This window comes from Cyclobacterium sp. 1_MG-2023 (genome assembly GCF_030546805.1).
GTDB lineage: Bacteria > Bacteroidota > Bacteroidia > Cytophagales > Cyclobacteriaceae > Cyclobacterium.
Map to the genome: position 1 here is coordinate 232,716 of NZ_JAUOPC010000011.1, position 13,762 is coordinate 246,477.

Annotated in this window: 11 protein-coding genes; 7 read left to right on the plus strand and 4 right to left on the minus strand. The window is 39.3% G+C overall.

What is annotated here, in order from left to right:
• Positions 1-10: 10 nt before the first annotated feature.
• Entirely contained in the window at positions 11-1,168 is a 1,158-nt protein-coding gene (locus Q4534_RS17735) for an exo-alpha-sialidase (RefSeq protein ID WP_303614492.1), read from the plus strand.
• A 67-nt stretch (positions 1,169-1,235) separates the two neighbouring features.
• Here the strand turns inward: Q4534_RS17735 and Q4534_RS17740 are convergent, their stop codons facing one another.
• Both Q4534_RS17740 and Q4534_RS17745 read right to left on the minus strand, forming a co-directional pair.
• A complete protein-coding gene (locus Q4534_RS17740; protein WP_303614493.1) occupies positions 1,236-2,414 on the minus strand; it encodes a lactonase family protein in 1,179 nt (392 codons plus the stop codon).
• Between the two features lie 277 nt (positions 2,415-2,691).
• A complete protein-coding gene (locus Q4534_RS17745; RefSeq protein ID WP_303614494.1) occupies positions 2,692-4,527 on the minus strand; it encodes an alkaline phosphatase in 1,836 nt (611 codons plus the stop codon).
• 246 nt (positions 4,528-4,773) lie between these two features.
• On the opposite strand from Q4534_RS17745, the gene Q4534_RS17750 reads away from it, so the two are divergent.
• The 5 genes from Q4534_RS17750 (at position 4,774) to Q4534_RS17770 (ending at position 10,164) form a co-directional block, all read left to right on the plus strand.
• Complete coding sequence (locus Q4534_RS17750; protein ID WP_303614495.1) at positions 4,774-5,052, plus strand: YtxH domain-containing protein; 279 nt, start codon at positions 4,774-4,776, stop codon at positions 5,050-5,052.
• 65 nt (positions 5,053-5,117) lie between these two features.
• Positions 5,118-5,840: an SDR family oxidoreductase gene (locus Q4534_RS17755; protein ID WP_303614496.1), complete on the plus strand. Its 723-nt coding sequence runs from the start codon at positions 5,118-5,120 to the stop codon at positions 5,838-5,840.
• A gap of 377 nt (positions 5,841-6,217) precedes the next feature.
• Positions 6,218-7,258, plus strand: a complete 1,041-nt coding sequence (locus tag Q4534_RS17760; protein WP_303614497.1) for a Gfo/Idh/MocA family protein — start codon at positions 6,218-6,220, stop codon at positions 7,256-7,258.
• A 16-nt stretch (positions 7,259-7,274) separates the two neighbouring features.
• A complete protein-coding gene (locus Q4534_RS17765) occupies positions 7,275-8,618 on the plus strand; it encodes a Gfo/Idh/MocA family protein (RefSeq protein WP_303614498.1) in 1,344 nt (447 codons plus the stop codon).
• 79 nt (positions 8,619-8,697) lie between these two features.
• Positions 8,698-10,164, plus strand: coding sequence for a sodium:solute symporter family protein (locus Q4534_RS17770; RefSeq protein ID WP_303614499.1), 1,467 nt, complete (start codon positions 8,698-8,700; stop codon positions 10,162-10,164).
• Between the two features lie 134 nt (positions 10,165-10,298).
• Here the strand turns inward: Q4534_RS17770 and Q4534_RS17775 are convergent, their stop codons facing one another.
• Positions 10,299-11,138, minus strand: a complete 840-nt coding sequence (locus Q4534_RS17775; protein ID WP_303614500.1) for a sugar phosphate isomerase/epimerase — start codon at positions 11,136-11,138, stop codon at positions 10,299-10,301.
• Between the two features lie 272 nt (positions 11,139-11,410).
• Between Q4534_RS17775 and Q4534_RS17780 the strand changes: the two genes are divergently transcribed.
• Complete coding sequence (locus tag Q4534_RS17780; protein ID WP_303614501.1) at positions 11,411-12,142, plus strand: glycerophosphodiester phosphodiesterase family protein; 732 nt, start codon at positions 11,411-11,413, stop codon at positions 12,140-12,142.
• On the opposite strand, the gene Q4534_RS17785 is transcribed toward Q4534_RS17780, so the two are convergent.
• Positions 12,139-13,551, minus strand: a complete 1,413-nt coding sequence (locus Q4534_RS17785; RefSeq protein WP_303614502.1) for a sulfatase — start codon at positions 13,549-13,551, stop codon at positions 12,139-12,141. The genes Q4534_RS17780 and Q4534_RS17785 overlap by 4 nt on opposite strands.
• Positions 13,552-13,762: the final 211 nt, after the last annotated feature.

Consider the following 13,762-nt stretch of genomic DNA (forward strand, 5'->3'; position numbering starts at 1 on the left):
ATTATTGCCCATGATCAACTTTCTTATTTATCTACTTTCTTTTTATTTCGCTGATACTATTCAAGTGGAAGAGAATATTCAGTTGGCTACACCGATTGAACAAGACCTCTTCGTTGCCGGTGAAGGTGGTTACCACACCTACCGTATCCCTTCACTACTTGTAGCAGCAGACGGTTCTGTTTTGGCATTTGTTGAAGGTAGGAAATCAGGCAGTGGAGATACCGGAGATATTGACCTCTTAATGAAAAAATCAACTGATGGAGGGCGTACATGGTCTGAACAGAAAGTACTATGGGATGATGGTGAATCTGTATGTGGCAACCCAAACCCGGTCTTGGATGAAGCTACAGGTGATATCCATTTATTGCTTACTTGGAATAGAAGTGATGACCATGAAAGTGAAATAATTACCAAGAAAAGCAAAGGTACACGTAGGGTATTTGTAATGAAATCAACCGATAATGGGGAAAGCTGGTCCGTGCCTTCTGACATTACAGAAACCACAAAAAATCCTTCTTGGGGCTGGTATGCGACTGGTCCGGGTATGGGGATACAAATAAAATATGGTCCCAATAAAGGGCGTTTGGTAATACCGGCCAATCACAGTTATGATGACCCTAATGGAAATGTTAGGGGAGGGCCTTTTGAATACGGAGCCCATGTTATTTACAGTGATGATCATGGAGCGACCTGGGAACTTGGTGGATCTATCAAACCTAAAATGAATGAAAGCCAATTGATAGAAATGGCAGACGGTAATGGTACACTGTTAATGAACATGCGGTCTTATTTCGGTAAAAATAGGAGGGCATTGTCTGTTAGTAGGGATGGTGGAGTTACTTGGTCTGATCCTATTGAGGCAACTGCTTTAATTGAGCCGGTTTGTCAGGCAGCCTTTATAAGGTATTCTTGGCCGGAGGATAAGACCGGGGATTTGGCTTTGTTTTCCAATCCTGCAAGTACAAAAAGAGAGAACATGACCATCAAGCTGAGTAGAGACAGTGGTAGAACCTGGGCTGCTTCTAAAGTGCTTTATACGGGTCCTTCAGCTTATTCTGCATTGGCAGCTTTGCCCAATGGAGCGTTTCTTTGCTTGTATGAAAAAGGAGAAGAGAATGCCTATGAAAAGGTAGTATTGGCACGGTTGTCTTTAGATAACTTGCGATAAACAAGGGGTAAAAAAAACAAGACTCTGCCAATACGCAGAGCCTTGTTTTAGATTTCTATAAGGTCAATTACTCTATAAATAATTGATCGATAAATACAGGTCTGGGAATTTCAATGTTTTTCCCTGTGGCTTTAAGCATTCCTGTATTTTTATCCAAGTTGAAGATGGCGATATTATCTGTTTCCATATTGGCGACAAATACAAAATCTCCCTTTTCATCAATTTTAAAATTTCGAGGATGAGTTCCACCTGAAGGTACATGTCCTTGGGTTTCCAGTAATCCGCTTGTAGAATCTACTTTGTAAACCACTAAATTGTCTTGTCCGCGATTGCTTGCATACAACCACTTGGCATCCGTAGAGAAATGAATATCAGCGCCGGCATTGTAATCACTGTGTAGCTTATCATTGAGCATGTTAATTCTACCGATAGGACTGAGATCTCCATTTGTTTGATCAACAGAATAGATACTTACAGTATTGCTCAATTCCTCAAGTGAATAGGCATATGGCAGGCTTGGGTGGAATACAAAATGCCTAGGTGCGGCACCTGGAGAAGCTTGAAAAATAACAGGGGTTTCATCAACAGTTCCATTAGCAAGGTTCACTTTATATTTTAAAATTTGGTCAATGCCTAAATCTGAAGCATAAACCCATTGACCATCTGCAGATGGAATCATGGCGTGCATATGCGCAGTCTTTTGATTGGGGTGGACACTTTTTCCGGTATGCTGTATAAAGGTTTTAGACTCACTTAATCCTCCGGTCTCAAGGATTTTAAATGTCGCTAAGTTTCCGCCTTGATAATGGGATAAAAACACAACGTTACCCGTAGGGTCCACACTAATGTGGCATGGACTTGCCCCCACCGAAGAGACCTCATTAATTTTGGTGAGTTTACCGGTATCAGGGGCAATTGAATATGCGATTACTGTTCCAGCCTTGTCTTGCGCATTCTTCCCTTCTCTATAAGCTGCATAAAGAAATTTTTTGTTGGGATGCAAAGCCAGAAACGTAGGGCTTTCTTTGTCATGCACCGTTTGAATTGTAGAAGTACTCAACTTTTCTCTGTCAAACTCCAGTACATAAATGCCCTTACTATTGTTCTGGCTATAGGTACCTACGTAGATAATTTCTTTGGATTGGGCCATAAGGAATTGGGGAAAACTCAACAATACAAACAACACTATAAAACTCACTTGCTTTACCCACTGAGTGAAAGTCAAGTTCTTAATTTTGTACTTCATGCTCCAATATAATACTAAACTTGGAGTTTTCAATAAGAATTGTTCTCCTGAAATTACCGCTAAATTTAAACTCGAAATATGCAATAGATAATCTACCACCTGCTGAAATCTCAAAACAGCAAGACATCTTCCGGTAACAACACTTCCTGAAAAAGCTCAGGAAATCCTAATACATAACCCTGTTAAAATTTCTAAGATAAAAATCCCTTCATAGAAGGATTAGATCAGCCTTAAACAAATAGAAATTCTTCACAGAAAGGCATTCTATATGTTGTTTCTATTTCACGCCAAGCACTTGATTGATTTTATTGAAGACCTCTGTGTTTTCATAAACTCCTCTAAATAGGTCTGATTGGGGGCCATAAGCAAAAATAGGCACCATAATGGCCGTATGGTCTTCAGATGTAAACTCTAGCTCAACCTTATGGTCTTTCATATTGCCTTGGGGAAGGGTGATGCCACCAGTTTCATGATCTGCAGTGATAATTACCAATGTTCTTCCGTTCTGATCTGCAAATTTTAGTGCTTCCGCGATGGCCTGATCAAAATCTATTCCCTCTTCTATTACAGTTTGACTGTCATTGATATGTCCTCCCGAATCAATAAATGCTCCTTCTACCATAAGGAAAAAAGGCTTGTTTTTGCTAGTTAAAAATTGCAGACTAGCTTTGGTGGCAGTACTCAGGTAACCTGCTCTACCATTCATGACTTTAGGCAATTCATTTTGAGATGCAAAAAAGCCTACTCTCTCTGACTTGCTTTTCGCCAAGTCCTCCAATGAACCGCTAAGTTCAAAATCGGCATTTTTGAGATTTATTGTTTCGTCCTGTTCAAATTTCGTGAAATCATTTTTTCCTCCTCCGATAAATAAGTTCAAGGGGCTTTTGGCCAAGTCACTTGCTATCTCCATGGTTAGGTCTCTTTCTGTCCTATGGGCGTAAAATGCAGCAGGCGTAGCACCGGTTAAATTGTCTGTGGTCACAATGCCTGTCACAAAACCCTGACTACTCAAAACTTCAGGGAGGTTTTGGGCAGGGCTACCATCAGGAAGAGCGCCTACACTTCTATTTTTCACCTTATTTCCGGTAGCCAAGGCTGTGCCGGCTGCCGCAGAGTCCGTAGTGAAATCATCTTCAGATTGAGTTTTGAGTAAGCCAATATTTTTTAGCTGCGTGAGGGTTAACTCATTGCCATTGCCATACATGGCTGCTGATATTTGAGCAAGTCCGTTGCCGTCTCCTATAAGTAGGATTACATTATCCAAAGGACCCTTAATACCATCTTTTTCAAAGGTAGGTGTATAAATTTCACTTAGATTGGTGGTTTGATAAAATCGCTTATCCAGACTGCTTAAATACTCGTTGGCTGCGTAAGGATTATCTGTGTTGATAAAATCAATACCCAATTCACTTAGGGCCTTCCAAGAGGTTTTGCTGTCTGGGGTGGCCCAAAATCGAAAAGGCTTGCCTAGGGCATGAACCTTGTCTACCACTTTTTTTATTTTTTCAATATCTTGGTCTACCAGTCTTCCTTTGCCATTCCACTGGGAGTAATCTTTGAAGCTTAAGCTAAAAAGTTCAATTTTTTCCAAAGGGAGGTCAGCTAATTCTGTTAAGCTTTGGTAATCAAAAAAGACAGGAAAGGGATAGTTGGTGTAATCTGCTACCTTTGGTCGGTTTCCTGAAATGACGATTTTCACAAAGGGGTTTTGAGGGTCTTCCCACAATTCTTCATAGGGTTGTATGACTTCCAAAACCTTGTCTAGGGTACTGTATGCCTCTGTTTTAAGGTCAACCAATAATTGCAACGGTTTTTGCGAACCCAAGCCTAGGTTTTTGGCTTTCAGTAGTGGGTCCAAATAAAGCGAAGTGAGTGTTTGACCTTCTTTGATGCTTTCTTTTTCATGGGCCACATAAAGGGTATTTCCTTTTAAAATTACATCTGCCTCTATAGAAGTGGCTCCATTGGCATAAGCCTCCCAAAATGGGGCATCTTGAAGATAATCATTGTGACTATGGATTCCTCTTTGCTGGCCAAAAATCTGGCCGGATAGGGATAGTATTGTTAAAAAAAACACAAGGGTTTTTAAAGCAGTTTGTTGGTTTGGTTGCATGCTTGGTTTGAATTAAAAATAGTATGCAATAATAAAATTATTGATTCGGATTTGAATTAGAAATCTGCTTTATTTTTATTTTTAAAGCTGTTTTTTATCGTCATGACAGTTAACAAATGATTTTTTAATAAAATATGAATCTTTTTCAGGTAAATCCTCACTTTGGTATAAAACTTGTTAACTCTAGGGCATAGCATCGTAAAAAAGGTGTTAAGTTTTTAAATTTTAAACCAATAAAAAGACATTATGAAATCAGCGAAAATAATTTTAGGAACATTGGCAGGAGTTGCAATAGGGGTACAAATTGGATTGTTGATTGCACCGGAGAAAGGAAAGACTACAAGAAAAAAACTTTCAAAAAAAGGTGAAGGTTACTTGAAAGAAGTCAATAGCCAATTCGACCATTTGGTTAAGGGAGTAAATGAAAGGCTGGATAAAATGAATAAAAACATCACTGCTGTAGCTGAAGAAACCAAAACCAAAGGAAAAAATTTAATTGCGGAAGCAAAAGATAAAACCAAGTAATAATATTTTTTGTTATAAGGCCAATGAAGTTCATTGGCCTTTTTTTTTATCAAAATTAAATTATTATGAGTTTAGAAAATAAAACCGCTTTTATTACCGGAGGAAATACAGGAATAGGGTTTGGTATCGCCCAAGCCTTGATTGCAGAAGGTGTTAATGTAGCCATCACAAGTAGGTCTTTAGAAAGAGCAGAAGAAGCAGCAGAAAAAATCAAAGCGTCGGTTTCTTCTAAAGGGAATATAATGGCCTTAGAGCTGGATGTTAAAGATTTTGAAGCGCAGAAGGAGGCTGTTAGCAAAGTGGTCGGTAAATGGGGGAAATTAGATTATTTTATAGCCAATGCAGGTGTGGGGCACTTTGCGCCAATTCAAGACCTTAGCGTAGAACACTGGCAGGATACCATTGATACCAACTTAACCGGTGTTTTTTATGGAATCAAAGCTTCTGTGGAAGCCTTGAAAGCTACAGAAGGATTTTTCCTAACCATCTCAAGTCTTGCCGGTACTAACTTTTTTGCAGGAGGAGCTGCATACAATGCCAGTAAATTTGGCCTCACTGGTTTCACACAGGCGGTGATGTTGGATTTAAGAAATGAGGGTATCAGGGTTAGTACCATCATGCCGGGATCTGTGGCCACCGGCTTTAACGATCACCAGGTTGACGAAAAAGATGCCTGGAAAATTCAGAAAGAAGACATTGGAGAAATTGTAGTGGGATTATTTAAACTGGATGCCAGGACCTTACCTAGTAAGATAGAAGTTAGACCTTCCAAAACAGCAAAGGGTTAATGTGAATGCAATCCTAAAATAAACGGAGTGAATTGAAAATAACAATCAATTAAAACGCTTTAGAATACCGGCTATTTTACTTAAATGGCCGGTTTTTTTATGGATTTTAGATTTTCTTAGGTTCCGTTCATGAAAAACTTCTGATTATTGAAAGGTAATTATTTGTGTTTTAAGTGGTTGTAAATAAGTTTTTTAGACGGTTCCTTCCCTTTAATAAATATTTAGGTTGTCAGCCTATTTGGCCACTAATATGCAATTCATGTAAATTACCCCTTACCTTTTTAAAATTTTTAGTAAATTGTTTGATTGGATTTTATAAATTGGATTTAAAATCTCAAAAAAAGTCAATATATTAATTAAGTATTACAATACAATTTATGGACACATCGATTAAAAGAAGAGAATTTATGGGAAAAGCTGCACTCGCTGGAATTGGTCTAGGGTTGGCAACATCTACCCTTTCCTTTGGCACTACATCTGTTAAGCGGAATAAAAAGGTAGGTATAATAGGACTAGATACTTCTCATAGTGTTGCCTTTGCAAAAGCTTTTAACGCTACTGATGCAGCCCCTGATTTGGGTGGTTATAAGGTGGTAGCAGCTTATCCACATGGTAGTAAAGATATCAAAACTTCTGTGGAAAGAATCCCCGGCTATATAGAAGATGTTAAGAAGCTTGGTGTAGAGATCGTGGATTCTATAGCCTCCCTTTTAGACAAGGTAGATGTAGTTTTATTGGAAACAAATGATGGAAGACTTCATTTAGAACAAGCTTTAGAAGTTTTTAAATCTGGAAAAACTGTTTTTATTGACAAACCTATAGCTGCATCATTACCGGATGCCATAGCCATTTTTGCTGCCGCCAAAAAGTACAATGTACCTGTATTTTCCAGTAGTTCATTACGATATATGGAGAATGCTGTTGCCGTAAGAAATGGAGAAATTGGTGAGGTATTTGGAGCAGACACTTTCAGTCCTGCTAAATATGAAGCCACTCATCCGGATTTGTTTTGGTATGGGATTCATGGTGTAGAGACACTTTATGGATTGATGGGAGCAGGTTGCAAAACCGTTCAAAGAACCTATACTGAAGGAGCTGACGTAGTAGTTGGAACTTGGGAAGGTGGAAAAATAGGAACCTTTAGAGGAACAAGGTCCGGTAAAGGTGGCTATGGAGGAAGAGCCTTTGGAGAAAAGGGTATTTTAGATATGGGAGGCTATGGTGGCTATCGTCCGTTATTGGTAGAGATTGCCAAATTCTTTGATTCAGGGGAATCTCCGGTTAGTGATGAAGAAACCATTGAGATTTTTGCTTTTATGCAAGCTGCTGATGAAAGCAAGAAAATGAATGGCCAAGCTGTATCATTAGAAGCTGTTTTAGATAAAGGCAAGAGAGAAGCATTAAAAATAAAAATTTAAATAAATTAAATTGAATATGGAAAATAGTAGAAGAACCTTTGTGAAGAAGGCAATCGCTGGCGCAACCTTCGCTACGGTAGGCGGAATGCTACCGGGGATGTCAGCAAAGAGTTATGGTAAGATTATTGGCGCCAATGATCGTATCAATGCAGCAAGTATGGGGGTTGTCAGCAGGGGACATGCTGTTGGGACAAACTTTGCCAGCCAAAAGCAATGTGATGTAATCTATAGCTGTGATGTAGATATAAGAGCAGCAGAAAAATTCGCCGGATCAATAAACGAGATTCAAGGAAGACGACCAAAAATTGAAAAAGACGTAAGAAAAGTTCTCGAAGACAAAGATGTTGATGCTTTGATCGTTACAGCTCCTGATCACTGGCATGCTCCAGCGGCAATTTTGGGCTTAAAAGCAGGCAAACATGTTTATGTAGAGAAACCTTGTGCACACAATCCTCATGAAGGTGAATTGTTAATGCAGGCCCAAAAGAAATACAATAAAGTAGTTCAGGTAGGTAACCAAAGACGTTCTTGGCCAAATGTAATCAAAGGTATTGAAGAGCTTCACAATGGGGTTATTGGAAGACCTTATATGGCAAAAACTTGGTACGCAAACAACAGGTCGCCCATCGGTAACGGTAAGCAAGTTCCGGTTCCGGAATGGTTGGACTATGAATTGTGGCAAGGACCGGCTCCAAGAGAAGCTTATAGAGACAACTTGATCCATTATAACTGGCACTGGTTTTGGAACTGGGGAACAGGTGAAGCACTAAACAATGGTACCCATATGGTGGATTTGGCACGCTGGGGCTTACAAGTAGAGTACCCTAATAAAGTGAACTCTTCCGGTGGAAGGTATAGGTACGATGACGATTGGCAAACTCCGGATACCCAAGTTATCAATATGGAGTTTGACAACAAATCCATGATTACCTGGGAAGGTAGAAGCTGTAATGGCAAGCAAATCGAAAAAGGTAGTGTAGGTACTTTGTTTTATGGTGAAGATGGAAGTCTTTTGATAGAAGGTGGAAATTCCTACAAGATTTTCAACCTTAAAAATGAATTGGTAAAAGAGGTGACAAATGACATGGTTATTGATCCAACCAACAGATCTAACCCAGCTCAAGCTTTGGATGCACTCCACATTCAAAACTTTTTTGATGGAATAACCAATGGAATTGAGGTACGGTCCGAAATTGTAGGTGCTCACCAGAGTACGTTATTGTTACAATTAGGTAATATCTCCCAAAGAATTGGAAGGACCTTGCACGTTGATTCCTCTAATGGCAATATTAAATACGATCCAAAAGCAATGGAGCTTTGGAAAAGAGAATATGAGCCGGGTTGGGAGCCAACCGTTTAATCCTGGTATTTATTCAAACAGTAAGGCCAAACCATATTGGTTTGGCCTTTTTACCAATTAATCATCAAAATTTTCTTACATGGAATTAAGTACCATTGACCTGATCGTAATCGGGGTGTTCTTTTTATTAATGCTTCTTATAGGCGTATGGTCCTATTTTAGAAACAATGATGCGGAGGACTATTTTGTAGCAGGAGGGAAACTTCCCTGGTGGCTTTCCGGGATTTCTCACCACGTTTCAGGTTACAGTGGAGCCGTATTTGTGGCCTATGCAGGATTAGCTTATACTCATGGGTTTTCATTGTATATATGGTGGGCCCTGGGAATTGGTTTATCTGTTGTCATTTCAGCAAAGATTTTCCCCGTATTTTGGGTACGTTTGAGAAAACGATTTAAGATCCAATCACCTCTGGAATTTCTGGCTACCCGCTATAATCTGGCTACCCAGCAATTGATGGCATGGAGTGGGGTCATCCTCAAATTATTTGATATAGGTGCCAAATGGGCTGCTATAGCTATTTTATTGAATGTATTTACCGGGATATCACTTACCTATGGAATTTTGATCTCCGGAGGCATATCTCTGCTTTACATTACTTTTGGAGGTTTGTGGGCAGTGATTATTACCGATTTTGCCCAGTTTATCGTACAGATCATCGCAGGTCTTGTAATGTTTTATGTGGTAATTGAGAAATTAGGAGGCATTGAAAGTGTGTTTACCGTTTGGGACCAGTTACCGGAAGGTAATGGAGATCCTTTCAATGAACCATATACCGTTGGCTTTGCACTATTATTCCTGTTTATCAATTTCCTTTCTTACAATGGGGGGCAGTGGAATTTGGCTACCAGATACATCTCTTCCCCTTCGGAACAAGAAGCCACAAAAGCTGCGAGATTATCCGGTATCCTATACATTATTTGGCCATTGATATTGTTCTTTCCAATGTGGGCGGCTCCGGTGATCCTTCCGGATCTTGAAGATCCAACACAGTCTTATGGGATTTTGACCATGGAGTTACTACCTGTAGGCCTAATAGGGCTTGTGATCGCCTCCCTTTTTGCAAATACCATGTCCATGACTTCTTCTGATATAAATACAATTTCAGCAGTAATCACCCGAGACATTTTACCTGCAGTTAATAAAAAATTCAGAGATGGAAAAACCTCATTAATGACGGCAAGGATTACTACCTTCCTATTTACCCTTGGAACCATCCTCGTCGCCCTACAATTTGAGAAATTTGGTGGGGTTTTGGGGTTAATCATTAGTTGGTTTGGTGCCTTGGTAGGACCTATTGCAGTTCCTATGTTGTTTGGCTTGATTCCCTGGTTCAAATCTTGTGGTCCAAAAGCCGCAATTGGATCAATTCTGGTTGGACTTTTGGCATTTGTTATTACCAAAAATGTAGAGGTAGGAAGCCTGGCCCTAGAAATAGGCCTACCGGTAATTTGCTCTACAATCACTTACATTCTGGTTGGTTTCATTGAACGAGACAATGTGCCTGAAAAGGTAAAGCAAATGCTTGAAGATGTTTCTCACGAGTAGCAAAAAAGAACTTAGGTTAATTATTAAAAAAAGGGGTCACTTACGTAAAGTGGCCCCTTTTTTTACAATTGATTTTGTTTTATTAAAATGACCTGACATAAGGTGAATTTCCATCAGGACAAATCCTTCAATGCCTACAACTGTGCAGCTACTCTTTTAAAATAAGCAATGCTCTCTTCTACATCTGGAAGGTTATTCTCCCAGTTATGCTCGTATTCTGCAGAAAACGCGCCTTCAAATCCTTGTCTATGCAATTCATGTAGCACCCCCGCTACATTACTATTGCCTGTTCCCCAAGGAAGATCATGAGCATCTCTGACGCCAAATTTGTTTAAATCCTTTATATGAAGGCTGATTACTCTACCTTCCAATTGTCTTAGGCAATCTACAGGATTGAGGCCTGACCTTACCCAGTGGCCAATGTCCGCACAAACACCCATTAAATCAGATCTTCCATCTAACATACGTTTAGCTACTTCCGGATGCCAATAGTAGGAGGGTACAGGGTGGTTATGTAAGGCAAGTTTGATCTGGTATTCCTCGCAAAGCTTTTCAATTTGGTCAAATTGATTGGGCTTTGCCTCCGAGGTGAGTATTCCTATTCCCAGTTCTTTAGCAAAATCAAATAATTTGGGTAAATCCTCATCGCTGGCATTGACAACACCATAACCAACTGCCTCTATGGCATATTTTTTCAATAGGGCTTTGATTTTTGCTTTTCCATCAGCAGTTATGCTATTAAAATCAGTGGTTTCATTGCCCGATTTACTGATTTTTTGACCTGGATACATTTCTACATATTTTACCCCTATACTGTTGAGCTTTTCCAAGGTTTCTTCAAGAGAAAAAAGTCTGAAAGTGTAGGCTTGACTGCCCACTTTCCAGCCTTTTGGCATCCCTTCCTGAGCCTGAATATGGAAGGATAGCATAAGAAATAGGGAAAATAAGCCTAATTTGAATGATTTATTATTCATAAGATGATAGGTTTAGGTTAGTTTTTGAATATTATTTATCAAAACTACTTGTTTTTAGTGAGAGAATGAAATAAATATTTAGTACCGAATAATCCCTTCCTCAATCATAATAATTAATGAATTTTTAATTGAAAGTGAATCAGGCGGTAAGAACTTGCTTTGTATATTTGATCATATAATTGATTTAATTTAAATAATCCAATTGCCCGATGAGGAGGAGCCTATTATTCCGGTTCGTATTGCTGAATTTATTCTGTTTTCAGTTATACGGTGTGAGCCAAACAATTAAGAGTGAGAATGATTTGGAATTGATAGCCCATAGAGGTGGAGTAGTAAACAGCCAAAGCCCTGAAAACAGTTTGAAAGCTTTAGAGGAGGCAATCAATAAAGGCTATTATATGGTTGAAGTGGATGTGCGATTAACCAAAGATGGAACATTGATCACACACCACGATAAAAACTTTACCCGATATTATGGGGAGGATAAGTCCGTAACAGCCATGACCTGGGAGGAGATTCAGGGACTAACAGGTGATTTGGGACAAAAAGTCTTAAAGTTAGAAACTGTTTTGGCTCATTGTGAAGGAAGAATTCAAGTGATGATAGACAACAAAATCCAAGGATTTGAAAAGGAGGCTTTCGATGAAATTATCAACTTGCTTGATCGGTATGGATTAGGGGGAGAAGCTTTAATGATCGGTACTGAGGCTTCAACGGAATATTTTACCGGAAAGATCAAATTAAGCTGCTCTATAGATCAATTGAAGGAGAATGTCAATAGAAATGACTTTAACCCTGACAATTATTACCTATTTTCCGGCACAATTCAAGCAGAGGATTTTAATTGGGCCAAGGAGCACTCAGTTATGGTGGTGGGTGCTGTCAATACATGGGCCTATGCGCAGAAGAACAAAAAGGAAACACCGGAAGAAACCATAGACAAGCTAAAACAAGTGGGAGTTACCTATTTTCAAATTGATTCAATATATGAGCCCTTTTTTTAATTGGATCTCTTCTTGGCTATAAAATCAGGATTTAAGGTTTTGGGTAGGGGCGCATTTGTTTTTTCTCGCCAATTTTCAAGTAAGGTTAACAGTTCTTCGGCTTTGTCCGGCCTTTCATTCACGAGGTTATTGCTTTCGGAAATGTCTTTTTTAAGGTTATAAAGTTCTATGGTATTGTTTTCAAAATATTGGATGAGTTTCCAGTCGCCATACCGAATGGCAGAACCGGGACGAGTTCTGAATACAGGATCCTGACTCTCCCCATTGCCTCCCTCCAAGTAAATAGGGAAATGCCAGAAGAGAGGCCGTTTTGGAAGATTTTTGTCTTCCGTCAATAAAGGGAGCAAGCTAATTCCGTCCAAATTTTTATTTTCCGGTTGAGCAATACCGGTTAATTCCAGAAGGGTTGGAAAAATATCAAGATTGGAAATAGGTATTTCTGAACCTTGACCCGGACGTATCTTACCAGGCCAAACAGCAAATGCAGGTATTCTGATTCCCCCTTCATAATAAGAACCTTTGCCTGCCCTCAACGGTCTTTGTTTGGTAACTTTAAATAGGCCACCATTATCGGTAACGAAAAAGATAAAGGTGTTGTCAAACAATTGCTTTTCATGCAACAAATTAATTAGGCGCCCAATATTGCGGTCCAAATTTTCCACCATGGTCGCATATTTGGCGTCATTTTGTCCATTAGATGGTGATTTTCCAAGGTATTTGTCCAACAAGCTCGTCACCGGTTGGATGGGGGTATGTACGGCGTAAGGTGAATAGTTGAGGAAAAAAGGTTGCTTTTGGTTGTTGGCTATAAAATCGAGTGTTTTGTTCATCACCAAGTCCGTCAGGTAGGCATTGTTTTCTGCTTGAAGACTTGGTACATTTCTGTAGGGAGGGTAATAGCTTCCGGGATTCCCTGCATGGGAGCCTCCGATATTTACATCAAAACCTTTGGTTAAAGGGTCTTTGCTGATGTGCCATTTCCCCGAATGGCAAGTGATGTAACCGTTTTGTTGCAGTAACTCTGAGAACAATAGGTGATGGTCAGCAATGGTTTCTTTATTGACTATCGGAACAAGCTTTCGGTTTTCAGATTTCCCTCTATCGGAATTTGCTACTGTATACACGCCATGGCGGGGAGTGTTTTCTCCACTCATCATACAAGCCCTGCTAGGAGCACAATTGGCCGCTGCAGCATAGGCTTGATTGAATATCATCCCTTTCGAAGCCAACATGTCTAAGTTTGGAGTTTCATAGAATTGACTGCCCATAAAACCCGTATCTCTCCAGCCCATGTCATCTACGTTGATCAAGATTATATTAGGTAAGTCTTTAGTTTCTTCTTTTTGATTTCCAAAAACTTGTATTGAGATAAATAGAAAAAAGTAGGATAAGGTTATTTCTTTCTTCATTGGGATGTTTTTATTGAATGGTTTAAATTTAACAAAATTTTATTTTTTATGGTGAACACTAATCTTTATAAATTAATTAGGCAATGTGTTTAGAAAGGATTTTAGGGTAGTTGGAAATGAATTTCACGCGGAGCCGCAAAGTCGCAAAGAATTATTTTGGTTTTCAAGTTAAAATCAAGCCATTAACTAATGGATCAAACCTGCAAATATT

What these genes read in the sequence shown, in the direction of transcription:
- Q4534_RS17765 (WP_303614498.1), top strand. Translation starts at nt 7,275, where the DNA reads ATGGAAAATAGTAGAAGAACCTTTGTGAAGAAGGCAATCGCTGGCGCA.
- Q4534_RS17770 (WP_303614499.1), top strand. Translation starts at nt 8,698, where the DNA reads ATGGAATTAAGTACCATTGACCTGATCGTAATCGGGGTGTTCTTTTTA.
- Q4534_RS17740 (WP_303614493.1), bottom strand. Translation starts at nt 2,414, where the DNA reads ATGAAGTACAAAATTAAGAACTTGACTTTCACTCAGTGGGTAAAGCAA.
- Q4534_RS17735 (WP_303614492.1), top strand. Translation starts at nt 11, where the DNA reads ATGATCAACTTTCTTATTTATCTACTTTCTTTTTATTTCGCTGATACT.
- Q4534_RS17760 (WP_303614497.1), top strand. Translation starts at nt 6,218, where the DNA reads ATGGACACATCGATTAAAAGAAGAGAATTTATGGGAAAAGCTGCACTC.
- Q4534_RS17775 (WP_303614500.1), bottom strand. Translation starts at nt 11,138, where the DNA reads ATGAATAATAAATCATTCAAATTAGGCTTATTTTCCCTATTTCTTATG.
- Q4534_RS17745 (WP_303614494.1), bottom strand. Translation starts at nt 4,527, where the DNA reads ATGCAACCAAACCAACAAACTGCTTTAAAAACCCTTGTGTTTTTTTTA.
- Q4534_RS17750 (WP_303614495.1), top strand. Translation starts at nt 4,774, where the DNA reads ATGAAATCAGCGAAAATAATTTTAGGAACATTGGCAGGAGTTGCAATA.
- Q4534_RS17785 (WP_303614502.1), bottom strand. Translation starts at nt 13,551, where the DNA reads ATGAAGAAAGAAATAACCTTATCCTACTTTTTTCTATTTATCTCAATA.
- Q4534_RS17755 (WP_303614496.1), top strand. Translation starts at nt 5,118, where the DNA reads ATGAGTTTAGAAAATAAAACCGCTTTTATTACCGGAGGAAATACAGGA.